Consider the following 24,612-nt stretch of genomic DNA (forward strand, 5'->3'; position numbering starts at 1 on the left):
CCGTGATCGACATCCTCATCCGCGGGGCGAGCGTCATCGACGGCTCGGGCGCACCACCGTTCGCGGCGGACATCGGGATCAGGGGTGCCCGCATCGCGTTCGTCGGGCGTGATGTGGACGCCCGGGCCGTCGAGGAGATCGACGCGGCGGGATCGCTGCTCACCCCGGGGCTCATCGACCCCCACAGTCACAGCGACTGGTCGATCCTCGGAAACCGCGATGCACTGAGCACGGTGCATCAGGGGGTCACGACGGAGATCGTCGGGAACTGCGGTGTGACATATGCGCCGATCGCGGAAGGTGACGAGGAGACCGCCCGCCGCGCGCTGGCCGCCTTCGGCTACGAGGGCGAGGTGCGATGGCATTCGTTCGCCGAACTGCTGAACGTCGTGCACAGCGGAGGCACCGCGCAGAACCTCGCGTGGTTCGTCGGCCACACCGGCCTTCGTCGAGCTGCCGAGCGCGAAGGGGGTGACTTCGTCGGCACGATGGAGCGGCACCTGCACGAAGCGCTGGAGGCAGGTGCGCTCGGCTTCAGCTCCGGCCTCGAGTACGGTGCCGGACGGAACGCTGAGACCTCGGAGCTGGAGGCGCTCGCACGCGTGGCGGGCCGCTACGGTGCGATGTACGCCAGTCACATCCGCAATCGAGACGCGGCGCTGGCGGAGGCCGTGGAGGAGTTCTTCCGCGTCGTGCACGCGGGAGAACTGCGCGCACAGCTCTCGCACCTCAACGTGCGACACGGCACGGGAGCGGCCGAGGGCGCCTGGGTGAACGCGGTGTCACGTCTGGAGCGCGAGCGCCGTGCCGGCGTCGACGTCCTGGCGGACATGACTCCGTATCCGGACGGCATCGGGCTCGCCGCAGGTCTGCTGCCCGACTGGCTTCTGTCAGAGGGGGAGAAGTCGGCGGCCGATGCCCTCCGGCATGCCGAGGTGCGGACGCGCGTGCGCGCGGACTCGGACCGCTACTGGCGGTTCGTGCACCGCGGCCAGTGGGACCGGGTGCGACTGGCGGTGAGCCCCGCCACGCCCGAATGGGAGGGCCTGACGTTCCCGGAGATCGCGGCGATCAATGGGACGGACGAGTGGGATGCCTACTTCGACGTCATGGCGGCTTCGGGCGGAGACCTGGGAGCTGTGCAGTTCATGGGGACGCTGTTCGAGCCGGACCATGTCGCGGAGGCCGTGAGCCACGACCGATTCCTGCTCGGCGTGGACGGCTTCACCTCCCGCCATGACGGCGTTCTCGGTGCGAGGACGCCGCACCCACTGTTCTTCCACGGGTATCAGCACTTCCTGAGCCACCACGCGCTGCGCGCAGGAACGCTGAGTCTGGAGAACGCCGTGCACAAGATGACGGGGGCGGTCGCGGCGCACTTCGGCCTCCGGGATCGGGGGCGCGTCGCCGCAGGCGCGTTCGCCGACGTGGTCCTCTGGGACCGCGAGCTGCTGCGGGAGACCGACACCTTCGTCGTTCCCGAGCGCTACGCCACCGCTGCCCGCCACGTCTGGGTGAACGGCACACCGGTCGTCTCGCATGGAACCCGAACCGTGCACCGACCTGGAACCCGACTGGAAAGAACCGATGCCCTCTGAATCCTCATCCGCCGCCACCGGCGGCGTGCCTGGGCGTGGGAGATGCGATCGCCGCGAACCAACTGGAGCGGCAGTCCCTGGCGAGCGCTTCCGTGCGGCGTTCCAGCGTGAAGGGACTTTGTCGACAATCTCTTCTGCGCGGGTACGATGACATGATGACCGCCCTCTCCTCCCTCTCCTCCGTGCCTGCGGCGTCGCGTCGCGAGCGTGTCGCCGAAATCCTTCGCGAGGCCATCACCACCGGGGATCTGGAGCCGGGGCAGAAGCTGACCGAGCTCGAGCTGGCCGCTCAGCTGGGAACGAGCCGCGCCCCGGTTCGCGAGGCTCTGCGCCAGCTCGAGCAGGAAGGACTCGTCGTCTCCTATCCCTACCGCGGAACCGAAGTGCTCGGCGTCTCCCAGGAGGAGATCGAGAACGTGCTCGTGCCGATCCGCATGGCGCTTGAGCGCTTCGCCTTCGACAAAGCGATGTCTGCGGCGACCGACGACGACATCGCTGGACTGAACGCCATCATCGACAGCATGGATGCGGCAGCCTCCGAGGGAGACCTCGCCCGGCTCGCCGACGACGACATTCGCTTCCACGAGGCCATCGTGGTCCTGTCCGGTCAGCAGCACTGCCTTCAGATCTGGCGCACGATCCAGCCTCGCGTGCGGGCGTACTTCCGACGGGACGCGAACTACTACGGCGACTCGCACGCCGTCGCCGACCAGCATCGAGATCTCATCCGCGCGCTGCGGAGCGGCGACACCGAACGAGGCTTGCAGGCGATCACTGAGCACATCCGCACCCACTTCTCGTCCGCTGCGGCACCGGGGAGCGACCAGTGAGCACGGTCGTGGTCACCGGCGCCGTCTCCGGGATCGGTCGTGGCATCGCCCTCGGGGCCGCGGCTCGCGGACGGCACGTCGCGCTGCTGGACATCGACGAGCGCGCGCTGGAGGATGCGGCGGCCGCGATCCTCGACGCGGGAGCGGCATCCGCCCTCCCGCTCGTGTGCGATGTGAGCGACGAGCACGAGGTGGATGCCGCCTTCGGAGCGATCGTCGATCGCATGCCCGTGATTTCGGGTGTCGTGGCGAACGCCGGCATCGAGGTGAGTGAGCCGCTCGCAGACGCGAGCGTGGAGTCTTGGGAGCGAGTGATGGCCGTGAATCTCCGCGGCACGTTCCTCACGTCGCGGGCAGCCGTCGGCTATTGGCGTGACCAGCGATCCGGAGGATCGCTGGTGTGTATTTCGTCGCCGTCAGCGTTCGTGGGCTTCGCCGGTGGTGGGAACACCGCATACGGAGCGTCGAAAGGAGGGATCTCGGCCTTTGTGCGAGCGGCTGCCCTGGATGCCGCCCCGGACGGCGTGCGCGTGAACGCCGTCGTCCCGGGTGCCACCGACACGGACATCCTCTACTTCGGCCTGGAAGGGGAGGCGTTGTCGGCTCGCCGCGCCGAGCTCGAGGACGCCGCGAAGCGCCAGATCCCCCTCGGGCGGATGGCGCGCCCGGAGGAGATCGCGGACGCGGTCCTCTGGCTCCTGAGCGAAGAGAGCGCCTACGTCACCGGCACTCACCTGGTGTGCGACGGTGGCCTCCTGGCGAAGAGCGCGAACACGTTCTAGACAGGATCCCGCTCCTGTTCGTGATGGACCTCTCGGCGGCACCGCGTTCGAGCCCGAAACCTTCGTAGACATCTCCGCAGCAGTCGGTGAAACAAGAGACCCTGCGACTTCACACCAGCCAGGTGGACTGGACGAATCAGGCATACGGGCACGATTGCATCGCCGATGCGCGTAGGCAGGCTGATGCCCGCGCGGCCGACACGGGATGGGCGTTCGTGGAGGGGTTTCGCGGCGTCCCGACCCTATTCGGTCACCGATGGGCCGAACCGCTGCCGGGAACCCGACGCCCCGCGAGCGGCTGACGGCGGATGTCTCACACCCCGGTCGGCAGGAGCGCGACGGTCATTCCTGCGGCGCGTCCGGCCAGAGCGCCGACGGAGCTGTCCTCCACGACAAGGCAGTGAGACGGCGCGACACCCAGCTGTGAGGCGGCGAGCAGATAGAGGTCGGGGGCTGGCTTGGGCCGACGGTCGGTGCGCAAGCCGATGAGAGGCACATCGTGAAGCAGCGGTGCGGCACAGTCGATCGTGAACTCAAGCCGCGCCTGATCGCTGTTGCTCACGACAGCGATCGGGAGCTCGGAGGCGTGCAGAGCCACTGCGAGATCGTACACACGGGGGATCGGCCGGAGTTTCGCGCGGTACAGTGCGCGTAGGCGCGACCAGTAGGCACGGTACAGCGTCGTCGACGCTGGGATTCCGGGGTGGCTCTCCCGCAGAGCGGCGATGCGCTGCGGGAAGCTCGCGCCCGGCGCGGCGGCGGACGAGGGGAGGTCGTAGTCGTGCGTGACGTCCTCCCAGGCTCGTTCGCACAGCGGCTCCGAGTCCACCAACGTGCCGTCGCAGTCGAAGAGCACGGCGGCGAAATCACCGGCAGATGCTTCCGCCAGTAGGTGTTCCCATCCGCGAGGAGTCGTGGACGTGGGGCTCGACGGGTCGAGGCGCGGTTCGGATTCGGAGCGCAAGCGTTTTCCCTTCTGCCGCCTCTTGATCTGGTCGCAATGCTAGCAGTGAAGTCGATTGTCGACAATTCTGGCGAACAGGAGGACAGGACGGGACCACACTCAGGACGAATCACATGGGGCTGTGTGACCAGTGCATCGCAGCGGTGAATCAGACCGATCCGACCGAATCTGGCGCAATGCTCGGCGAGAGCTGTCGCCGGGCGGCAGTCGGTGACGCTGCCGACCGCGGCCTGGCTACCGGATGCTCGCTACGCTGGCCGAGGGTAGTACTGGTCGAACGCATCCGATTCCAGCTGCCAACCGAATGACTTCGTGAACTTCCCCTCGGCGATCTCATAGACGTAGAGCCTCGGGACGATGAGTTCGGGCTTTCCAGGACGAGCATGCCGTTCGTGAATGAGCAGCGCTACCACCGCGTCGCCTGCGAGGAGGATCGTCGGCGGGCCGACGAACGAAACGTTCCCGCCGCTCAGCTCCTGTAGACGCTTCATCTCCGCCAGCGCCTCTCCCGCGCGCGCGAACTCCTGGAGAGCACGGACCTGGGCGTCGATCAGGTAGCCGCATAGGCAGGGTTCGCCAGTGCCACTTCTCTGCGACAGCACATGCATGCCGAGATCGGCATCGCGTCCCTGAGCTATCGCCGCACCTTCCAGCCGCCCGAGAGCTGAGGCTGCCGTGTCTTCGGCGAGAACGGCGACACTCCTCCATGTCGCCACTGCTCGGGTGCACCACGGAGAGCGACGCCTCAGCCAGGCTCGTCTAAGGCAGCAGGTCCAGCTCAACGGTGCGGCGCTGGGGGACCGTGGTCGTCTCCGCATCGAACAGGCGCGTCCAGCGGTCCTCATCGAATGCGGGCCAGCCAGGGTCACCAGCCTGGATGAATCGCACCCAGGACGCATGCATCTCTGTGGCGAGCTCGTTGGGTGCGTCGCGCCCTGCCAAGCGCAACGAGTCACCGTCATGGAGGTGGTCGAACACGAATCCGAGTTCCAGCGCGTGGGCGGCGCGCAGGTCGCGTACGGGGCTCTGCCAGCCGAACTCGTACAGGAACGTCGGCGCGGAGCGCGCGAGGGCGAGCCTGGTGGCGGGCGCGCGAAGAATGACGTCCGTGGCGAGCTGCCCGAAGATCTCACCTGTCGATGCGTGCGGCCATTCTGTGCGGTAGGCGCGCTCGGCGCGGCCGGGGATCCGCAGGGCGAGGCGTGCGGCGAACAGCTTGAGCCTGCTGATGCCCGCGAGCGCCTCCGGCGTGAACCACAGTCGGTACTCGTCGGTGTTCGTGCCGATCAGGATCGGTGTGTCGATCTCCGGCAGCACCTCGTGAGGCGATCGAGGCAGGCTCTCCGCGTCGATCGCGAGTTGGAACCCCGGCGCACCGCCGAGAGGCGATGAGCCAGAGGATTGAGCTCGACGAGCGTCGAGGAGCTGATCCGGGGTGAGCGCGGCGAATGCGTCTCGCTCTGCGCGAATGCCGAGTCGTGCGGCGAGCTGCGTCGTCACGCGCCGCGCCTTCTCAGCCGGCTGGGCGGCGAGCGGCGCAGACTGAATGATGGCCCGAGCGATCAACTCGCGGGAGTCGTCACGTGCGAGGAGGCCGGCGACCAGGGTGCCACCGGCAGATTCGCCCATCACGGTGATCCGGGCAGGGTCCCCGCCGAACGCGGCGATCTCACGGTGAACCCATTCGAGTCCCGCCGCGACATCGCGAAGGCCCAGGTTTCGTGGCGCTCCCTCGAGCACCGAGAAGCCCTCGGCTCCGAGGCGATAGTTGAGGGAGGCGAACACGATCCCCGCGCGCGCGAAGCTCGTGCCGTCGTAGCCGCCGATGGCTGCGGTGCCGCGCTCCAGCGCTCCGCCGTGGATCCACAGCACGACCGGTGCATCCGTCGCCTGCTCGGGTGCCCAGACGTTCACGGTGAGGATGTCGTTCCCGTCGATCTTCACCGTTCCGAGCAGCTCGCCGGTCGCCCCGGGGTAGGGGAGCTGCGGTGCCGTCGCGCCGAATGCATCTGCCTGGCGGGTGCCGCTCCAGGGCGCTGGCGGCTGCGGGGCGCGGAAACGGCTGTCGCCGAACGGGGCTGCGGCGTAGGGGATGCCGAGGAAACGCCGCACGCCGTCGTCGACAGTGCCCTGCAGCGCGCCGGTGGAGATGGTGACCCGTGGGGCGGAACTCATGAACGTCATCGTATTGCCCATTCCCATCGGCGGAGAACCGGATGAGGTCGGGCGCCCTCAAAGCACCGGATGGCGGCGGTGATGCCCGGTGAGCTCCTCGAACGCCTGCGCGGCGAGCAGGAGCTCGACGTCACGACCGGGGGCAGCCACCAGCTGCACTCCGACGGGCAGCCCGCCCGCAGTGAAGCCGGCGGGGACCGACACCGCGGGGCAGCCGGTAGCGGAGATGATCGTCGCGGCCCGCATCCATTCGAGGTAGTCGCCCAGCGGCGCTCCTCCGGCGGCGCGGGGATACTCGATCCGGGCGTCGAACGGCGCGACCTGGGCCGATGTCAGCACGAGCAGATCGTGCGTGGCGAAGTACGCCCCGATCGTCGCCGCGAGGCGGCTGCGTGCCTCGTCGGCGGACAGGAGCTCGTCCACGGTGAGGGCGAGTCCCATCTCGGTGTTCCAGACGACTGCGTCCTTCACCTCATCGCGATGCTCGCGCACAAGAGTGCGGTAGTCGGCGGCGAAGTCGTACGCCCTGGTCACGTGGAAGACTTCGTCGGCGTCGCGCAGATCCGGGATGTCGTCGTCCACTCGGGCGCCCGCGCCGGCGAAGACGTCGGCGGTGGCGCGAACGACCGCGTCGACGTCGGGATCGATGGGGAACAATCCGTTCAGATCGCTGGAGAAACCGATGCGCAACCCGGCAAGGCCGGCACCCGCATCGTGGCGGTCCGGGTGGGCGAACTCGGCCCGATCGAAGACGGAGCCGGGCTCGGCCACCGACAGCGGCGCGCCCGCAGCCGGACCGCTGGCGACGGACATCATCAGAGCGACGTCGCTCACGGTCCGCGCCATGAATCCGGGCTGAGCGAGCCATTCCCACGGGTTCGCAGGCAGGGTGTGGGGGATGCGGCCGTTGGTCGGACGCATCCCGACGAGGTTGTTGAACGATCCCGGCGTCCGAAGAGACCCGCCCATGTCCGATCCGTCTCCGGAGGCCTGGATGCCGGCGGCGATCGCAGCCGCGGCGCCGCCGGACGACCCTCCGGCGGACCGGGTGGTGTCGAAGGGGTTGAGCGTCGTGCCGAACACCCTGTTGAAGGTGTGCGAACCGGCGGTGAACTCGGGGACGTTCGACTTGCCGCTCGTGACGATCCCGGCGGACCGCATCCGCGCGATGACCAGGGCATCCTTCTCGGCGACGTTGTCGAGGAGCAAGGCGGAGCCGCGTGTGGTCGGGAGGCCGGCCACGTCCGTGGATTCCTTGTGCGTCATCGGGACGCCGTGCAGCGCTCCCAGCTGCTCTCTTGCGGCTCTGCGGGCATCCGCTCGATCGGCGCGATCCAAAGCGCGCTCGTCGTCCCTGGTCACGATCGCGTTGAGCGCGGGGTTCACGCTGTCCATTCGCGCGAAGTGGTCGGCGAGTGCTTCGCGCGCGGAGACCTCGCCGTCGGCGATGCGAGCCGCGAGCTCGCGCGTGCTCAACCAGGTCAGCTCAGACTCGTACGCGATGCGAGAGATCACCAGCGGGCTCCTCATATTTCGTGGGTGTATCGCTTCTGTTCCAGTTTTCGAACATACTGTACGTTTAGAAAATCTTAAACATACAGTGAACGGACCCCCACTACTCGAGGAGGAGTTTTATGAAAGGTCTGTGGAAAACTGCTATCGCGACGACAGCACTCGTAGCCGTCGCACTCACCGGGTGCGCGAGCGACGGATCGGACGGCAGCGGCGATGCCTCGCGCGAACTCGTCGTCGGATCAGCCGATCCGGTGCCCGATCTCACCCCCGGTCGACAGAGCAATGCGTACGGACTGATGATGTCCGTGTTCAGCCCGCTCACATTCCTCGACGCGGATGGCGGACTCGGCTACGTCGCCGCCGAGTCGGTGGACAGCGAGGACAAGGCGACCTGGACGGTCACCCTGCGCGACGGCTGGACCTTCCATGACGGCACTCCGGTGACCGCGCAGGACTACGTCGACAGCTGGAATGCGGTCGCGCTTGGTACCAACGCGTTCGCGAACTCCGGTCAGCTCGCATCGATCGAGGGATACGCAGACCTCAACCCCGCCGAGGGCGAGCCGACCTCAGATCAGATGTCGGGGCTCGAGGTCGTCGACGACCACGTGTTCACGGTCTCGCTGACTCAGCCCGACAGTCAGTTCCCCGTGCAGCTCTCGCAGGCGCAGACCGCGTTCTACCCGATGCCGCAGAGCGCGTTCGACGATCTGCAGGCATATGGCAAGAAGCCCATCGGCAACGGCCCGCTCGCGCTCACGACCGAGTGGGTCGAGGGAGAACCGCTCGTGGCTGAGCGCTTCGACGAATACAAGGGCGAAGGGTCGACCGTCGACAAGATCACCTGGGTGCCCTACAGCGATCGGCTCACCGCCTATACCGACGCGCTGGCAGGGAACCTCGATCTCACGGCGCTCCCGGCGACACGAGCAATGCAGGTGTCTGATGACTTCGACGAGGAGAACATCTACAGCTTCTCCGCACCCGGCATGAACTACCTCGGCATCCCCTTCTGGGATGAGCGGTTCTCCGATGTCCGTGTGCGGCAGGCGATCTCCATGGCGATCGACCGGAGCACGATCAACGACACCATCTACGGAGGCCTCAACAAGCCCGCCACCGCATGGACCCCCGCCGTCATGCCGGGCAACCCCGACGGCGTCTGCGGCGAGTACTGCGAGTACGATCCGGATGCCGCGGCCGCCCTGCTGCAGGAAGCCGGCGGATTCGACGGCGAGCTGACGATCCACTTCCCGGGAGGAGCCGGTCACGAAGACCTGTTCAACGCGATCGCCAACTACCTCAGGCAGAACCTCGGAATCGAGGCCGTCGCCCGGCCCTCGGTCGGATGGGCCGAGTTCAGTGAAGCGAGGAACGCCCAGACGCTTGACGGCCCGTTCTTCTCCCGCTGGGGTGCCCTCTACCCGAGCCAGCAGTCGACGCTGCGAGCGATGTTCTCGAGCGCCCCGGTCTGCAACAACTGCGGGGGCGCGCTTTCGCCCGACGTGGATGCGGCGCTGAAGCAGGCCGACCTCACCGGCGGCGAGGACGGAACCGCCTATGCGGAGGTGCAGAGGATCCTCGCTGAGGACTTCCCGATCGTGCCGTTGTTCGACGAGTCCTACAACTACGTCACCTCCGATCACATCGAGAAGCTGACGGCCTCGGGGGTGGGGGAGCCCATCCTCACCGAGATCGTCCTCACCGACGACTGATACGCGCCGACCTCGCATATGTGGAGATTTCTCGCCCGGCGTCTGCTGGAACTCGTCATCGTCTTCTTCGGCGTCACGTTCGTCATCTACTGCGCGGTGTTCCTGCTGCCCGGGGATCCGATCGAGGCGCTGGGCGGCGACCGTCCCCTCCCCGAGAGCGTGCAGCAGCAGCTGCGCGAGCAGTACGGGTTGGACCAGCCCATCTGGCAGCAGTACGTGAACTACCTCGGAGGGCTGTTCCAGGGAGATCTGGGTACGACGTTCACAGGCCAATCGGTGAGCGAGCAGATGGCCAGTCGCTGGCCGACGACCATCACCCTCGCTCTCACCGCGTGGGTGCTGACGGTGCTGATCAGCGTCGTCCTCGGTCTGGTCGCCGGTCTGCGGCGGGGGTCCGCGATCGACAGATCGGTGCTGCTGGGCACCATCATCGCGGAATCAGTGCCGGTGTTCGTCATGGGCATCACCGCCCAGTACGTATTCGGGATCATGCTCAAGTGGACACCCATCGCCGGCGTCGGCGATGGGTGGCCGCGGTCGTTCATCCTTCCCGCGCTGATCATCGCGATCTACGGACTGGCGGGAGTATCGCGCCTCATGCGCGGCAGCGTGATCGACACGATGCAGTCCGACTTCGTGCGCACTCTGCGTGCGAAAGGACTCTCGCGCCGGGGCATCGTCGGATTGCATGTCACGCGCAACGCCGCAGCCCCGGTGGTCAACGTGCTGGCGATCCAGCTGGGCTCGCTCCTGGGCGGCACCGTGGTGATCGAGGCGATCTTCAACATCAACGGGGTGGGGCAGCTGCTCTACAAGGCCATCCAGGATCAGGAGGGCACGCTGGTCGTCGGGGTCGCCACCACGCTCGTCCTGATCTTCCTGATCACCAATGTCGTCGTCGACGTCATCTCTTCGCTCCTCGACCCCAGGATTCGCAATGACTGAGCCCGTGACAGCAGCCATCGATGGGAACTACGACCGCGCGACCACGCGCGGTCTCTGGGCGACGCTGCGCGGTCGCCTGCAGTTCTGGGTGAGCTTCGTCCTGCTCGGCTGTCTCGCGATCATCGCCGTGATGCCTGGCCTTCTCTCCGGTCTCTTCGGAGAGAGCGATCCCCGCGCCTGCGACCTGCTGGCGTCGAACCAGCCGCCCGGACCGGGGCATCCGTTCGGCACGGACGTGCAGGGGTGCGACGTCTTGGCGAATGTGATCTTCGGTACGCGCACGTCGCTGTTCATCGGACTCACGACCACCGCCATCTGTCTGTTCCTCGCCGTCATCCTCGGTACGCTCGCGGGTTACCGCGGGGGATGGGTCGACTCACTCATCGCGCGCAGCGCCGACGTCGTGCTCGGATTCCCGTTCCTTCTCGGAGCGATCATCGTGCTCAACACAGCACCGGACCGCACGCCCTTGCTGCTCTCCGCTGTGCTCGCCTTCTTCTCCTGGCCGACGTTCGCGCGACTCATCCGCAGCTCTGTCAAGGAGGTGCGGGAGCGCGAATTCGTGCAGGCTGCGCATGCGCTGGGGTTCTCGCAGCTGCGCGTGGTGCTGACGCACGTGCTCCCCAACTCCCTCGCACCCACCCTCGCGATCGCCGCGACGATGGTGGGAGGAGTCATCGGAGCGGAGGCCACGCTGACCTTCCTAGGTGTCGGCCTGGTGCCGCCCTCGATCTCGTGGGGTGTGCAGCTCTCGACCGCGCAGTCGTACTTCCAGCTCGCCCCCCACACCGTCGTGTTCCCCAGCATCTTCCTGACGGTCACGGTGATCAGCCTCATCATGCTCGGCGATGCCCTCCGGGATGCGCTCGATCCGCGAGGGAGATCATGAGCGTCGCGCGCGGGAGAGCGACCCGTTGCGTCGCTAGCCTGTGGGGATCACCGGGGCGACGTCGATCGTCGTCGCGGTCACTGAAGAACGAAGACGGAAGGGGCGTGTCGACATGACATTGGATGCACTGAGCGACGAGATGAGCGATTTCATCGATCGGTTCACGGATGCCTGGGAGCTGATGCGAGGCAAGAGGATGAGCGGCCGCGTGCTCGGTCTGCTGATCATCACGGACGAGCCCTCGCTGACCTCCGCAGACCTGGTCCGGCTGTTGGACGCCAGCCCTGGCAGCATCTCGACGGCGACGCGTGCACTCATGGGCGCCGGATACATCACCCGGCTGTCGGTCTCGCACAGCCGTGTCGCGCACTTCCGTGCGGAGGAGGACGTGTGGGGCGCGTTCCTCAGCCGTGAGAAGGTCGGGCTCCAGCGCATGGGCGAGGTGCTGCGGACCGCCATGTCGACCTCCGTCGGGTCAGAACCCGCACCGGCTCGTCGGCTGCGCAACGGCAGCCGCTACATGGCCTGGGTCGACCAGTTCCATCACAACCTCCTGGACCAGTGGCGCGCGTACCGCGACCAGGACGAGGACACACCGCCGCCCGCTCGGTTGCCCGACGAGATGATCGCCGCCATCAAGCACAACAGCGAGCGGAGCGACCGTGAGTGAACCTGTTCTGAGCATCACCGACCTCGCCGTCGACTTCGGCAGCCGCGGTGGAGGTTCGGTCCGGGCAGTCAACGGGGTCTCGTTCGACGTCGGACGAAGGGAGATCGTCGCCGTCGTCGGGGAATCCGGCTCGGGAAAGTCCGTGACAGCGATGAGCGTGCTTGGCCTGCTTCCCGACACCGCCGAAGTGACCGGCAGCATCGTGTTCGACGGCGAGGAGCTGCTGGGTCTCGACGAGCGTGCGCTGCAGAGAATCAGGGGACGCCGCATCGCCGTGATCTTCCAGGACCCGTTCAGCGCCCTCGATCCGGTCTTCACCGTGGGGTTTCAGATCCGCGAGACGCTGCGCAGGCACTTCCCCGATCTCAGCGCGAGCGATCGCAGGAAGCGGGCGGTCGAACTGCTCGCATCCGTCGAGGTCCGCGATCCGGCTCGACGCGCCCGCGCCTACCCCCACCAGCTCTCGGGCGGCCAGGCGCAGCGCGTCGTCATCGCCATGGCACTGGCGTGCGACCCCGAGGTGCTCGTCGCCGACGAGCCGACGACGGCGCTCGATGTCACCGTACAGCGGGAGATCCTCGATCTTCTCCTGCGTATCCGTGAGCGTGATGGGACGGCTGTTCTGCTCATCACACACGACATGGGCGTCGTCGCCGACGTGGCCGATCACGTCGTCGTCATGCGGCACGGCCAGGTCGAGGAGACGCAGACGGTGACCGGGATCTTCGAGCGTCCCGAAGCGGCCTACACGCGCCAGCTGCTGCAGGCGGTGCCCCGCCTCGACGTGGCGGTGCGCGAGTCGATCGCAGATGACGCTCCCGTCCTCGAGGTCGACGACCTGACCGTCGAGTACCGACAGGGGATCCGGTCGGTGACGGCGGTCGAGGAGGCATCGCTCAGCATCGCGCGCGGAGAGATCGTGGCGCTGGTCGGGGAATCGGGGTCGGGCAAGTCGACCATCGGCAAGGCCGTCACGGGTCTCGCCCCCGTGACAGAGGGGCGTATCGTCATCGACGGCGTCGACGCCGCGCGAGCGCCGCGTCGCGAGGCGATCGAGTTGAAGAAGAAGATCGGCATCGTCTTCCAGAACCCGCAGGGTGCCCTGGACCCCCGCTGGACGATGTCCGAATCGATCGGCGAACCGCTGCGCGTGCATCAGCGCATGCGCGGGAACGCGTTGAAAGCACGCACCGACGAACTGCTGGACTCGGTGGGGCTCTCGCGGTCGTGGGCCACGAGATACCCGCACGAGCTGTCCGGCGGTCAGCGGCAGCGTGTCGCGATCGCGCGCGCCCTCGCCCTCGACCCGCTGCTGCTCATCGCCGACGAGCCCACATCCGCGCTCGACGTCTCGGTGCAGTCCACCGTGCTCGACCTCTTCCGCCGTCTGCAGCGAGAGCTCCGCTTCGCATGCCTGTTCGTCAGCCACGATCTCGCCGTCGTCGACAGTCTCGCAGACCGGATCGTCGTGATGAGCAACGCCCACATCGTAGAGCAGGGCGAACGGCGCCAGGTGCTGTCGAACCCGCGCGAGGACTACACCCAGCGGCTTCTCGCGGCCGCGCCGGTGCCCGACCCGAACCAGCAGCAGACACGCCGAAGAGAAAGAGGACGAGTATGACGACGGAAGCGATCATCGCCACCGTCTCGGACGACGAGATCGTGATGCGGGCTTCTTCCCTGCCGGAGCTCGACGGATACCCCACGGTCGACGAACTTCTCGAGCGCGTCGAGGCGCTGCGAGCCGAGTTCCCCGACCTGCTCACGCGGAGACGCGTGGGCACCTCTCGCCTCGGTGAGCCGATCATGGAGTACGTTCTGGGCCCTAGCGGCGCCGTCACGCGACGCACACGCTGCCTGGTCGTGGGCGGCATCCACCCGAACGAGCCGATCGGTTCTCACACGGTCGTCCGCCTGCTTGACGACCTCCTGCGCGACGCGTCCCTCAGGGAGCGCCTGGCGACCGTCTGGCATGTGATCCCGTGCATCGATCCCGACAGCATGCGGCTGAACGAGGGATGGTTCGATGAGCCGTTCGACGCGGAGACGTACTTCCGCAACTTCTACCGGCCCCCGGGGCACGAGCAGGTGGAATGGACATTCCCGATCGATTACAAGCAGAAGTACTTCGACGCCACGCTCCCTGAGACGCAGGCCCTGCAGCGTGTGATCGACGAGCTGCGCCCTGACCTGTACATCCCCCTGCACAACTCCGAGACGGGGGGCGCCTACTACTACCTCTCGTCGGCGGCGCGCGACCTGTCGCCTCTGCTGCATCGTCTGCCCGCCGAGTTGGGGATCCCTCTGCATCTCGGCGAACCCGAGGCCGCGCATCTGCCGGAGCTCGCTCCTGCCGTGTTCTCCGCAGGCACCTCAGAGGACGTCTATGAGTGGCGGGTGCGCAACGATCTCGATCCGGCGCCGCCGGGCGCCGCCGGTCAATCCTCGACCAGCTATGCGAGCAGGCACGGCACACTCTCCCTGATCGCCGAGCTGCCGATCTGGCGCACCTACGGTGCCGACGACACACGTCCATCTGGGGCCAACTACGCCGGCCTTCTGCAGGAGGCGGGTGAAGCACTGATCGAGACGGGCACGCAGCTGTCCGCACTCCTCGAGCGGGTTCGACCGCTCCTCACGCTGGACTCGCCCTTCCTGCGCAGCGCCGAGACATTCGTTCCCAGCATGTCTCGGGTCGGCCAGCACATGGTCCAACGCTCCCAGGATGCGGCGACCGACCGGGAGGCAAGTGTGGCCGAACGCCCCATGTCGGTCGTGTGGATGTACCGACTGCGCTTCGGCGGTGCATTGCTGCGCGCTCTGAGGGCAGAGGTCGTGGCCGGATCGGCGCCGGTGGCAGTCCGCCGCGCGGCGTCCGAACTCGACCGTTCGTGGACCGGGTGGCTGGCGCAGCGCGAGGCCGAGGAGAGGCCGGAGGGGATCCCCGTCACGGACGTCGTCGGGGTGCAGTACGGCGCCGTACTCGGACTCGTTGCGCATCACGCGGGTCGCGTCCGCTCTGGAGACACGGAGACATCATGAGCCGCACGCAGACTATGCTGCCCGCGCTGACGCAGGCGACGGGAGAGGCGGTCCCCGCGGATGTCGATGTTCTCGTCGTCGCCGTGGGCACCCGCGACGGGAAGATCGACGTCAGTGCACCGTCGCTGTCGGGGGAAGCGGTTCGGGCGCTCGCCGACGTCGCGGAGACTGTCGGGCATAAGGGCGTGCCGGGAGGTGTGTGCAGGGTCCCGGCGCCCTCGTCGGTCTCGGCGACGTCGGTGCTGCTGGTGGGCATCGGCGCCCTCGCCGGCGACACGACGGAGAGCGCCCCCACAGTCGCAGAGTCGCTCCGGCGCGCGGCCGGTACCGCGCTGCGTTCGCTCGCGTCCGTGAAGAAGGTCGCTCTCGCGCTCCCCGTGACCGATCTTGCGAGTGCGGAGGCGGTTGCGTCGGGTGCCCTGCTCGGCGCATACCGATACACGGCGCACCTCTCCGACGGCGACGCGGCGTCCGATCGCACGATCGTGATCGTGGCGGAGGGGGACGTGCAGTCCGCTCTGGACCGCGCCGCGATTCTCGCCCGCGCCGTGGCAGCGACGCGAGACATGGTGAACGAGCCGTCGTCCCACCTGTTCCCCGAGTCGTTCGCGGATGCGGTGTCCGAGCACGCAGAACGGGTGGCAGGCGGAGACGCAGTGGTCGTCGACGTCGTCGATGACGATGAACTGCGCCGGCGCGGATTCGGCGGGTTGATCAGCGTGGGCTCTGGGTCTGCACGCGGACCCCGGCTCGTCAAGATCACCTACGCGCCGTCAGGTGCTGACCGGCATCTCGCCCTCGTGGGCAAGGGCATCACCTTCGACTCCGGTGGGATCTCGCTCAAGCCTGCGGCGAACATGGAGAAGATGAAGTCCGACATGGCAGGCGCCGCCGCCGCGGCACAGGCTCTGTTCGCCATCGCCGAGCTTGCCCTTCCCGTGCAGGTGACGGCGTGGCTGGCGCTGGCGGAGAACATGCCCTCCGGCTCGGCCGTGCGCCCGAGCGACGTGGTTCGCATCTACGGCGGGAAGACCGTCGAGGTGATCAACACCGACGCCGAGGGGCGACTGGTGCTGGCTGATGCCCTGGTCGCCGCCCAGGAGGAGAAACCCGATCTGCTTGTCGACCTCGCGACCCTCACCGGCGCCCAGGTGACAGCGCTCGGGTACCGCACCTCGGGCGTTATGGGAGTGCCGAGTGCGCGAGAGGCCGTGGTGCGTGCGTCGGAGACGTCGGGCGAGCCGATGTGGGCCATGCCCATTCCCGAGGAGGTTCTCGCCGCCTTCGAATCGAACACCGCCGACCTCAAGAACATCGGCAAGCCCGCCGCCGGGATGCTCGGCGCTGCGGCGTTCCTGCGGGAGTTCGTCGACGAGGACGTCGCGTGGGCTCATCTCGACATCGCAGGTCCCGCGTACAACTCGGAGTCCGGGTATGGCTACATCACCCCTGGAGGGACGGGCGTACCGGTCCGTACGTTGGTCGAGATTGCGCGGAGTATGACCGTCAAAGGGGTGTGCGCATGACCGCGTTCGTCGGTGTCGCGGACATGCTGAAGTGGATCTCCCGGCACGGCGCCGAGAAGATCATGGCCGAGATGGCCGACACGATCGAGTCCGACTTTCGTCGCTGGGAGTCGTTCGACAAGAGCGAGCGGGTGGCGGACCACACCCCGTTCGGCGTGATCGAGCTGATGCCGATCAGCGATCCCGATCTGTACGCGTTCAAGTACGTCAACGGCCACCCGTTCAACCCGGCGCGCGGCTTCCAGACCGTTACCGCCTTCGGCGTGCTCGCCGACGTGCACAACGGATACCCGGTGTTCCTCGCCGAGATGACGGTGCTCACGGCATTGCGCACCGCCGCGACCTCCGCGATGGTGGCCCGGCGGCTGGCCCGTCCCGACTCGCGGGTGATGGCGATGATCGGCGCCGGCAGCCAAGCCGAGTTCCAGGCCCTCGCGTTCCGCGCCCTGCTCGGCATCCGCACCCTCAGCGTCTTCGACGTCGACGAGGCGGTCTCCGCCAAGCTCGTGCGCAACCTGGCTCCGCTGGGGTTCGACGTCAAGGTGTGCTCCTCGGCCTCGGAGGCGGCGTCCGGCGCCGACATCGTCACGACCTGCACTGCCGACAAGGCGGTGGCGCAGGTGCTCACCGACGCGGATGTCGCAGCCGGGATGCACATCAACACGATCGGCGGAGACTGTCCCGGCAAGACCGAGCTCGACCCGCAGATCCTCGAGCGCGGTCCCGTCTTCGTCGAGTACACGCCGCAGACCCGCATCGAGGGCGAAATCCAGAACGTCGGTGCCGATTTTCCGGTCGTCGAGTTCTGGCGCGTGCTGAACGGGCTGGAGCTGGGGCGGACCTCGCCGGAGCAGGTCACGATCTTCGACTCCGTCGGCTTCGCGATCGAGGACTACTCGGCGCTGCGCCACCTGCGCGACAGCCTCGCCGGGTCCGACCTCGCCCAGGAGATCGATCTCGTCGCCACCCCGGACGACCCGAAGGATCTGTTCGGCTTCACCACCGCACCCCTCCCCGTCGCCTGACCGACCCGAGAGAGCCATGCCGACTCAGACCGATCCCGGGGGCTCACCTGCATCCGTGCCGAGAGCGCCGTGGGCTGCCCTCATCATCCTGGGCATCGCCGCCGGCTATCTCTCTGGTCTGTTCGGGGTGGGCGGCGGCGTGATCATCGTGCCGATCCTGCTCCTCCTCGGCGTGGACCAACGGATCGCCGCAGGCAGCTCAGTGACGGCGACCCTCCCAACCGCCGTCGTCGGAGTCACGGGCTACGCGATGTCGGGGAACATCGACTGGATCGCCGGAGTGCTCCTGGCCACAGGTGTCGTCGTAGGTGCCCAACTGGGCGTGTGGCTGCTCGCCCGACTACCGCGAGGCATCCTGTTCTGGGCGTTCATCGGTTCTCTCGCCGTTGTAGTGGTGAGTCTCTGGGTGGTCATACCCCAACGCGACGACGTGATCGCTATGACCTATTGGGCCGGAGCAGCGCTTGTCGCTGTGGGGTGCATCGCCGGAATCCTCTCCGGCCTGCTCGGGATCGGAGGCGGCATCGTTGTGGTCCCCGCCCTCATCGTCCTCTTCGGCGCCAGCGATCTCGTTGCCAAAGGGACATCCTTGCTCATGATGGTGCCTGGCTCTGTCTCAGCGACGATCGGCAACGCTCGCCGACGCAACTTCGACATGCGCATCGCGGTGACCGTCGGACTGTCCGCCTGCGCAGCCTCGCCTCTGGGCGTCCTGACCTCCCAGGCGTTCTCGCCGTTCTGGTCCAATGTCGCCTTCTCTCTCCTGATCGCAGCAGTGCTCGCACAACTCATCGTCAGGAGAACCCGCGGGCGCTCAAGCGACCGTCGGGCCTGACGGCTCACTTCGATCGGAGAGCTTGCTTCAGCTCGGCTCGCTCCTTCCGGCAGGACGAGTTCTCCCGGCTCTCGCGGACCGAGGCATCAGGCAACGGTGAGTGTCAGCAGCCGCGGAAGAGCTCGCTGTCGGACCAGCCGGTGTTCGCCCACGTGTCGGCGTCGGCCGGGGCAATGCCCTCGTAGCGGTCGGCGAGCTGTTCGAGGGTCCAGCTGGTGAACCGGGCTGCACCCTGGGGGCAGGTGTGGATCCCGTCGTCGCTGCGATCGGTCGCGCCGTCGCGCTCCCTGGCGTACTCATCGCCCCAGACCTCGGAAGCGTCGAGGTATTCGGCACCGTCGAGATCGCTCGCAACCCGCCGCGCCGCCTCATCGGCGCTCGCGAGCTCGTCCATGTGCGACTCGTAGAACTCGTCGGGTCGGATGGGCGGCATCGATACGAGAAGGAGATCGGCGTCAAGGTCTGCAGCGGTCTCGGCGAGGCGCTCGTAGGCCGCGTGCTGCTCCTCGGTCGTGCCCCAGTCGTATGTGGTGATCTGATACATGATGACGCCGCCTTCGGCCTGTTCGATGGTCTCGGTGAGAGCTTCCCACTGCTCTTCGGCATTGGGGCCGACGAGATTTCCGCCTCCGGTGGAGGTGCCGTCGGCGAACTTCACGCCGCTCTCGGCCAGCCCCTGACGCAGAGCGACGGCCTGGCCGGCGGCGACGGAATCGCCGAGGAAGAGGACGGGGGACAGGCCGGCGTCAGCGGCTTGGGAGGATTCGCTCCATCCGCCGCTGTCCGTGGTCGAAGGCTGCGCGGCACCGCAGGCTGTGAGGGCGACGGCCGCCAGCGTGACGGAGGCGAAGCCGGTCGAGCGCCTCAGCCTGTGGCGAAGCCTGTCGGTGGTTGCAGCGGTACGTGTCGTGTTCGTGTGCATGGTTCGACTCTCACAACCTGATGTCGCGACCGTTGCGCAGGAATGTCGCGATCGTGTCGCAGAACCGGCCGATGCCGGTCGATGCTCGCCGTTCCGGCGTTCGCATCTTCTACGATCGGAGGCATGGCCACCGTTCTGCTGATCGAAGACGATGCGCTTGTCAGGCGGGGGCTCGAGCTGGCTCTGAAGCGTCACGGCCACCGCATAGAGACCGCCGAGGACGGTGAGGACGGTATGTCCCGATTCGGCGCCGGTGGTGTGGACGTGGTCGTGCTGGACCTGATGCTGCCGGGAATGGACGGGTTCGAGGTCTGCCGTCGGATGCGGGAAGCCTGGCAGGGGCCGATCATCATGCTGACCGCGCGAGACGATGATTTCGATGTGATCACCGGCCTGGAGGCAGGGGCGGACGACTACGTCGTGAAGCCTGTGCAGCCGACGGTGCTGGACGCGCGTATCCGAGCGGTCCTGCGACGAATCGTGAGCGATCCGGAAGGAGTGCGCACCCACCGCGGCCTGCGTATCGACACGGAGTCCCTGGCTGTCACGGTCGAGGGCCGTGAGGCGGGTCTCACTCCGACGGAGCTGCGGTTGCTGTTGACCTTGTCCCGGGCGCCCGGACGAGTGTTCAGCCGTGAGCAGCTGTTGGAAGAGGTGTGGGAGCAGGGGTACCTCGGCGACTCCCGGCTGGTGGACAACGGCGTGATGCGGTTGCGGGCAAAGATCGAGGCCGACCCCGCGAGACCGGAGTACGTGCAGACGGTGCGCGGATTCGGATACAGATTCGGCCCCGTGTGACAGCACTCGCCCGACGGATCCTGCGCAGCGTGTCAGGCCTGCGAGGGCGGCTGATCATCACTGTCGTCGTCGCGGCTGCGCTCGGCGCGGCCGCGGCGGCGTGGGCCGGTGTGCAGCAGTCCACGGCGTCGCTGATCGAGGTGACCCAGCGCCACCACACCGAAGACCTCGCAGAGAGGATCACCCGTGCCGCTCCCTCCGTGCCTTACCCTCCCGATCGTGGGGCGCTCGACCAGCTGCGGATCGCGGCAGGGGAGGACTCGCTCGTCCGCAGCGGCGATGTGGTAGTCGGCGACGGCATCTTCGACTCGGGCGCGCAGGAGGTCCCGGACGAGCTGCGCCGCGCGGTAGGCGCTCAGGCAGAGAGCGAGGAACCTCGTGTGCTGACTCAGCGGGTCGACATCGGCGGTGGTCCGTGGCTGGTGATCGGCTCCCCGGTGATGTTCACCGCACCAGACGGGACGCAGACCGATTCTGGGATCGAGGTGTACGCGGCACGTGATCTCTCCGCCGTGCAGGACCAGGTAAACGGACTGGTCCGAGGAGCGGCGACGACGACGCTGGTAGCGCTGCCGTTGGCGATCCTGCTCGCACTGCTGGCTTCGCAGGGAGTGCTGCGCCCCGTCGCCCGTCTGCGGATGACCGCCCAACGTCTCGCGGACGGGGACCGCGAGGCGCGCACTGAACCAGCCGGCGTGGGTGAGCTGGCGCAGCTGACCCGTACGGTCAATGACATGGCCGCATCGTTGCAAGCATCGATGGAGACGTTGGAGGTGATGGAGGAAGGCGCTCGCCGATTCGCCGCAGATGTCTCCCATGAGCTGCGGACACCGCTGACGACCCTGACTGCTGCGGTCGAAGTCCTCCACGACGTACTGACTAGGACGAGCGGCCCGGAATCTGTGCACGATGCCGGGGCCTCGGACGAGGCGGAGGCCCGGGAATCCGCGCAGCTTGCGCTCGTCGAGACACGCCGCCTGATGGAGCTGGTCGAGGGCATCATGGAGATCGCCCGGTTCGATGCAGGCACTGCGCACCTGCGTTGGGATGACACCGACCTGTACGAGCTGGTCAGCTCCTGCATACGCGCCCGCGGCTGGTCCGATGTCGTCGTCACGCCCACCGCCCCGGATCAGAGCGATGCCACGGTGGCGGCCGACCGGCGTCGAATCGATGTGGTCGTGGCGAACCTCATCGGCAACGCCCTCAAACACGGCGGCGCCCCGGTGCGGGTGCACATCGAGAGGACTGATGACGGAGCCACGGTGCGGGTGGTCGATTCCGGCCCCGGGATTCCAGAGGACGTCCTGCCGCATGTCTTCTCACGGTTCTACAAGGCCGACGCAGCTCGTGTCCGCACGCCAGGCAGCGGCCTCGGACTGGCGATCGCACGGGAGAACGTTCTCCTGCACGGCGGGACGATCGCGGCCGAGAATCAGCCCGGCGGCGGCGCCGCCTTCACCGTCTGGCTCCCACGAGCACCCGACTACTCCGCACGCACGATCGACCAGGAGCAGAGCACATGAAGCGCCGTATGATCGCAGCCGCTCTGGCCAGCGGCCTCTTCGTTCTGCTGGCGGGCTGCGGACTGCAGTCATCGGGCGTCGAAGACGGTCCGTCCGCGCCCACGGGGATCGCGCCTGGGACCACCCTGTACTTTCTGGACGCGGACGGGAGCCTGACCGCGCAGCAACGGGAGACCGGACGCCTGGGGACCGTGTCCGAAGCCGTGTCGCTGCTGCTGACCGGCCCAGGTGACTCCGGCGTGCGCACCGGCATCGACCCGACATCAGTGACCAGAACCGAGGTGACCGTCAGCGGTGAGCGTCTGGTCGTGCGGGTGCCGATCTCGTCTGCTGAGCTGACCGCAGACGGCATCGACCAGATCGCCTGCACTGCACTGGCCAGCCTCATCCAGGCCGGTGGTCCGGATGAGGCGATGGCGAGCATCGAGTTCACCGACCGCTCCGAGGGGCCGCGAGCCTGCCCCGTGTTCGACTGAACTGCCGTGTCACAGCTCGCCGATGTCGATCGGCGGTGCAGCGGGCGCCGGCAGTATGAGCCACATCGTCAGCAGCGCGGCTGACACGACCAGGAACACGACCAGTCCGGTGCGGTTCCGCGCCCATGTCGCGCGGAACCGGATGGGGTCCTCCACCAGGCGCTTCGATGCGACGGCGAGAGTGATCGATACTCCGATGACGATCGCCGAGTGCAGCCAGTGCGGCAGAGCCGGGTGCATGTGCGCGGAGAGGAGTACGATCACCGGCCAGTGCCACAGATAGAGGCTGTAGGAGATCGCGCCGAGCCAGGTCAACGGGCCGGACTGCAGGACGCGTACGGGGAACGGCGGCGGCGCCGACTCCGGAGCGTCATGCGAGTGCACGGCAGTCACAGCTGCGCACAGGCCGATGAGGACTGCGCAGGCGAACGCATGCGCGAACAGGCCGCCGCGGAAAAGCCCTGGAGTCGCCGTGCCGTCCGCGAACACCCAGGACGCGAGGATCATCGTCGCGAGGATCCCGATCGTCCACACAGCGACACGGCGATGCCACCGGACGACGTGCTGAAACGCGCGGCGGGCCGGAGCGGTCGCTGCGGCGGCGCCCAGCAGCAGCGAGAACGCGCGCGTGTCGGTGCCCGTGTACACACGAGTGGGGTCAGCGGGATCGATCATCGCGATCATCAGGATGAGCGAAACAGCTGAAACGGCGATCGCGACCGTCAGTGCGGCGACGTCGAGGCTCCCAGCACGCCGCCTGAGCCGTGTCGCCGCCCACGCGAGCGCGGCGATGATGAACGGCCACACCAGATAGAACTGCTCTTCCACTGCGATGCTCCACAGGTGTTCGAACAGTCGCGACTGACCGAACGCGTCCCAGTAGCTCGCATTCTGCGCAAGCAGATGCCAGTTGACGAGGTTCAGCTGCACCCACAAGCCATCCGTCAGCGTCGTCGAAACCAATCCGCGATCGGCGACAGGGTGCCCGAGCCGCTGCAGTGCCCAGGCCGTCACCGCCACGACGACCAGCACCAGCGCCAGCGCTGGGAACAGCCGCCGCAGTCGGCGCCCCCAGAACGACGTGAGCGCGATCCTGCCCGTCGTCCCGGCCTCGCGAAGGAGCAGTCCTGTGATGAGGAAGCCCGACAGCACGAAGAACAGGTCGACGCCGAGGAAGCCCCCCGGCACGTTTCCGGTGTGGAACAACAGCACCCCGGCCACGGCCATGCCTCTCAACCCGTCCAATGCCGGAACATGTGAGGCGCCCGGAACGGCGACGGGGGACTGGTAGGACGCGCGGAAGCGTGAAGATCGCATAGAAGCGAGCCTGCTGATCGGGGTTCACCGGCACATCGCCGTCAGGTCGCAACCGTGTCGCAAGACTCTGGGCGCAGTTGTTCCGCGACGAAACCGCGGCGGAACGGCGACGTCATCGGAACCCCTGCCCGCGATGATCTCCGCGCGGCCGGCGGAGAGCAGGTCGATGGTGGCGAACTGCTCCCAGACGCGCACCGGATCATCGGAGCTCAGCACGGTGACGGCACTGGCGAGCCTGATCCGCTTGGTCGCTTCGGCCGCCGCTGCGAGCATGGTGGTCGGCGCGGAGCCGACGAAGTCACTGCGATGGTGCTCGCCCATCCCGAACACGTCCAACCCGACCTCATCGGCGACCTCGGCGAGTTCGATGGTCTCCCTGGCTCGTCGGTGCGGGCTGCGAACTGCCCCGGTCGTGGGGTCCGCCGTGACTTCGCCGAAGGTCATGATTCCGATCTCGAAGGTCATCGCCTACGTCTTCTTCATAGTGGTTTCGCTGAAATTAACTTGCGTGCGCAAGCAGCTATTTCCACTGTCTTACACGAGCTAGATTTGACTCATGGCAACGCAGCGGCTCGCTGAACGCGAGGACGAGGCATGGCGGGGATTCTTGGTCGCACATGAGCGCATCCGGCGTGACCTTGGGGCCAACCTGGTTCCGCTCGGCGTGAGCATGACCGAGTACAGTGTCCTGGGCCTGCTGGGGGAGGCGGGTCGGAGCGGGCTGCGCCTGACCGAGCTGGCTGAGCGGAGGGGCATGTCGGGCCCGGGTCTGTCGCGGCTCGCGGATCGGCTGGAGCAGCGCGGTCTCATCGAGCGCAGCCGTGCGGCCAGCGATGGGCGCAGCTACGAACTGAGACTCACCGCAGCAGGAGGGGCGCTGCTGCGCAAAGCGTGGAAGCAGCAGTACGCCGACATCAGGCGTCTCTTCCTCGACAAGCTGAGCGACGACCAACTGCAAGCGCTCGCGGACGTCTGGGCGAGCCTGGCCGATGAGGAGGCAAGCTGACGACAGCCGCCCGGGGCCGGACCACGGCCCGGATCGTGTCGACGGTACGACGCAAG

General features: G+C 67.4%; 23 protein-coding genes. 16 read left to right on the top strand and 7 right to left on the bottom strand.

What is annotated here, in order from left to right; translation table 11 throughout:
* Positions 1-2 precede the first annotated feature (2 nt).
* The 3 genes from DZG09_RS13935 to DZG09_RS13945 all read left to right on the top strand — a co-directional run bounded on the left by DZG09_RS13935 (position 3) and on the right by DZG09_RS13945 (position 3,210).
* On the top strand, positions 3-1,598 hold the full coding sequence (locus DZG09_RS13935) for an N-acyl-D-amino-acid deacylase family protein (protein WP_119698364.1): 1,596 nt from the start codon (positions 3-5) through the stop codon (positions 1,596-1,598).
* Between the two features lie 155 nt (positions 1,599-1,753).
* Positions 1,754-2,428, top strand: coding sequence for a GntR family transcriptional regulator (locus DZG09_RS13940; RefSeq protein ID WP_119698541.1), 675 nt, complete (start codon positions 1,754-1,756; stop codon positions 2,426-2,428).
* Entirely contained in the window at positions 2,425-3,210 is a 786-nt protein-coding gene (locus tag DZG09_RS13945; RefSeq protein WP_205529190.1) for an SDR family NAD(P)-dependent oxidoreductase, read from the top strand. The genes DZG09_RS13940 and DZG09_RS13945 overlap by 4 nt, the downstream gene beginning before the upstream one ends.
* Before the next feature lie 313 nt (positions 3,211-3,523).
* Here DZG09_RS13945 and DZG09_RS13950 read toward each other — a convergent pair whose 3' ends face one another.
* The 4 genes from DZG09_RS13950 to DZG09_RS13965 all read right to left on the bottom strand — a co-directional run bounded on the left by DZG09_RS13950 (position 3,524) and on the right by DZG09_RS13965 (position 7,864).
* Complete coding sequence (locus tag DZG09_RS13950; RefSeq protein ID WP_162893328.1) at positions 3,524-4,174, bottom strand: HAD family hydrolase; 651 nt, start codon at positions 4,172-4,174, stop codon at positions 3,524-3,526.
* A 248-nt stretch (positions 4,175-4,422) separates the two neighbouring features.
* Positions 4,423-4,782, bottom strand: a complete 360-nt coding sequence (locus DZG09_RS16670) for a hypothetical protein (RefSeq protein WP_162893329.1) — start codon at positions 4,780-4,782, stop codon at positions 4,423-4,425.
* A 151-nt stretch (positions 4,783-4,933) separates the two neighbouring features.
* A complete protein-coding gene (locus tag DZG09_RS13960) occupies positions 4,934-6,349 on the bottom strand; it encodes a carboxylesterase/lipase family protein (protein ID WP_240424047.1) in 1,416 nt (471 codons plus the stop codon).
* A gap of 57 nt (positions 6,350-6,406) precedes the next feature.
* Positions 6,407-7,864: an amidase gene (locus tag DZG09_RS13965; RefSeq protein WP_240424048.1), complete on the bottom strand. Its 1,458-nt coding sequence runs from the start codon at positions 7,862-7,864 to the stop codon at positions 6,407-6,409.
* Between the two features lie 119 nt (positions 7,865-7,983).
* On the opposite strand from DZG09_RS13965, the gene DZG09_RS13970 reads away from it, so the two are divergent.
* The 9 genes from DZG09_RS13970 to DZG09_RS14010 all read left to right on the top strand — a co-directional run bounded on the left by DZG09_RS13970 (position 7,984) and on the right by DZG09_RS14010 (position 18,511).
* Positions 7,984-9,579, top strand: coding sequence for a peptide ABC transporter substrate-binding protein (locus DZG09_RS13970; RefSeq protein WP_119698367.1), 1,596 nt, complete (start codon positions 7,984-7,986; stop codon positions 9,577-9,579).
* Between the two features lie 18 nt (positions 9,580-9,597).
* A complete protein-coding gene (locus tag DZG09_RS13975; RefSeq protein ID WP_119698368.1) occupies positions 9,598-10,524 on the top strand; it encodes an ABC transporter permease in 927 nt (308 codons plus the stop codon).
* The gene (locus DZG09_RS13980) at positions 10,517-11,413 is read left to right on the top strand and encodes an ABC transporter permease (protein WP_162893330.1); all 897 of its coding nucleotides are present in this window, start codon (positions 10,517-10,519) and stop codon (positions 11,411-11,413) included. Before DZG09_RS13975 ends, DZG09_RS13980 begins: the two co-directional genes overlap by 8 nt.
* Before the next feature lie 112 nt (positions 11,414-11,525).
* A complete protein-coding gene (locus DZG09_RS13985; RefSeq protein ID WP_162893331.1) occupies positions 11,526-12,083 on the top strand; it encodes a GbsR/MarR family transcriptional regulator in 558 nt (185 codons plus the stop codon).
* Positions 12,076-13,704: a dipeptide ABC transporter ATP-binding protein gene (locus tag DZG09_RS13990; RefSeq protein WP_119698370.1), complete on the top strand. Its 1,629-nt coding sequence runs from the start codon at positions 12,076-12,078 to the stop codon at positions 13,702-13,704. The genes DZG09_RS13985 and DZG09_RS13990 overlap by 8 nt, the downstream gene beginning before the upstream one ends.
* The gene (locus DZG09_RS13995) at positions 13,701-15,125 is read left to right on the top strand and encodes a M14 family zinc carboxypeptidase (protein WP_119698371.1); all 1,425 of its coding nucleotides are present in this window, start codon (positions 13,701-13,703) and stop codon (positions 15,123-15,125) included. Before DZG09_RS13990 ends, DZG09_RS13995 begins: the two co-directional genes overlap by 4 nt.
* Positions 15,122-16,651: a leucyl aminopeptidase gene (locus tag DZG09_RS14000; RefSeq protein ID WP_119698372.1), complete on the top strand. Its 1,530-nt coding sequence runs from the start codon at positions 15,122-15,124 to the stop codon at positions 16,649-16,651. The genes DZG09_RS13995 and DZG09_RS14000 overlap by 4 nt, the downstream gene beginning before the upstream one ends.
* The gene (locus DZG09_RS14005; protein WP_119698373.1) at positions 16,648-17,676 is read left to right on the top strand and encodes an ornithine cyclodeaminase; all 1,029 of its coding nucleotides are present in this window, start codon (positions 16,648-16,650) and stop codon (positions 17,674-17,676) included. Before DZG09_RS14000 ends, DZG09_RS14005 begins: the two co-directional genes overlap by 4 nt.
* A 55-nt stretch (positions 17,677-17,731) precedes the next feature.
* A complete protein-coding gene (locus DZG09_RS14010; protein WP_240424049.1) occupies positions 17,732-18,511 on the top strand; it encodes a sulfite exporter TauE/SafE family protein in 780 nt (259 codons plus the stop codon).
* Between the two features lie 103 nt (positions 18,512-18,614).
* Here DZG09_RS14010 and DZG09_RS14015 read toward each other — a convergent pair whose 3' ends face one another.
* A complete protein-coding gene (locus DZG09_RS14015; RefSeq protein ID WP_205529191.1) occupies positions 18,615-19,433 on the bottom strand; it encodes an SGNH/GDSL hydrolase family protein in 819 nt (272 codons plus the stop codon).
* A gap of 123 nt (positions 19,434-19,556) precedes the next feature.
* On the opposite strand from DZG09_RS14015, the gene DZG09_RS14020 reads away from it, so the two are divergent.
* Genes DZG09_RS14020 through DZG09_RS14030 form a run of 3 tightly spaced genes read left to right on the top strand, consistent with a single transcriptional unit; the run spans position 19,557 to position 22,233 of the window.
* Complete coding sequence (locus DZG09_RS14020; protein ID WP_119698375.1) at positions 19,557-20,231, top strand: response regulator transcription factor; 675 nt, start codon at positions 19,557-19,559, stop codon at positions 20,229-20,231.
* 29 nt (positions 20,232-20,260) lie between these two features.
* Complete coding sequence (locus DZG09_RS14025) at positions 20,261-21,757, top strand: sensor histidine kinase (RefSeq protein WP_205529192.1); 1,497 nt, start codon at positions 20,261-20,263, stop codon at positions 21,755-21,757.
* Entirely contained in the window at positions 21,754-22,233 is a 480-nt protein-coding gene (locus tag DZG09_RS14030) for a GerMN domain-containing protein (protein WP_119698376.1), read from the top strand. Before DZG09_RS14025 ends, DZG09_RS14030 begins: the two co-directional genes overlap by 4 nt.
* 9 nt (positions 22,234-22,242) lie before the next feature.
* Here the strand turns inward: DZG09_RS14030 and DZG09_RS14035 are convergent, their stop codons facing one another.
* Together DZG09_RS14035 and DZG09_RS14040 are read right to left on the bottom strand one after the other, a co-directional pair.
* Positions 22,243-23,550, bottom strand: coding sequence for an acyltransferase family protein (locus DZG09_RS14035; protein ID WP_119698377.1), 1,308 nt, complete (start codon positions 23,548-23,550; stop codon positions 22,243-22,245).
* A 24-nt stretch (positions 23,551-23,574) separates the two neighbouring features.
* Positions 23,575-24,015: an LLM class flavin-dependent oxidoreductase gene (locus DZG09_RS14040; RefSeq protein ID WP_119698378.1), complete on the bottom strand. Its 441-nt coding sequence runs from the start codon at positions 24,013-24,015 to the stop codon at positions 23,575-23,577.
* Between the two features lie 91 nt (positions 24,016-24,106).
* Between DZG09_RS14040 and DZG09_RS14045 the strand changes: the two genes are divergently transcribed.
* Positions 24,107-24,556 (top strand): MarR family winged helix-turn-helix transcriptional regulator, encoded by a 450-nt coding sequence (locus tag DZG09_RS14045; RefSeq protein WP_119698379.1) that lies wholly within the window; start codon positions 24,107-24,109, stop codon positions 24,554-24,556.
* Positions 24,557-24,612 lie beyond the last annotated feature (56 nt).

It is taken from the genome of Microbacterium halotolerans, assembly GCF_003569805.1.
GTDB classification, from domain to species: Bacteria; Actinomycetota; Actinomycetes; order Actinomycetales; family Microbacteriaceae; genus Microbacterium; species Microbacterium halotolerans.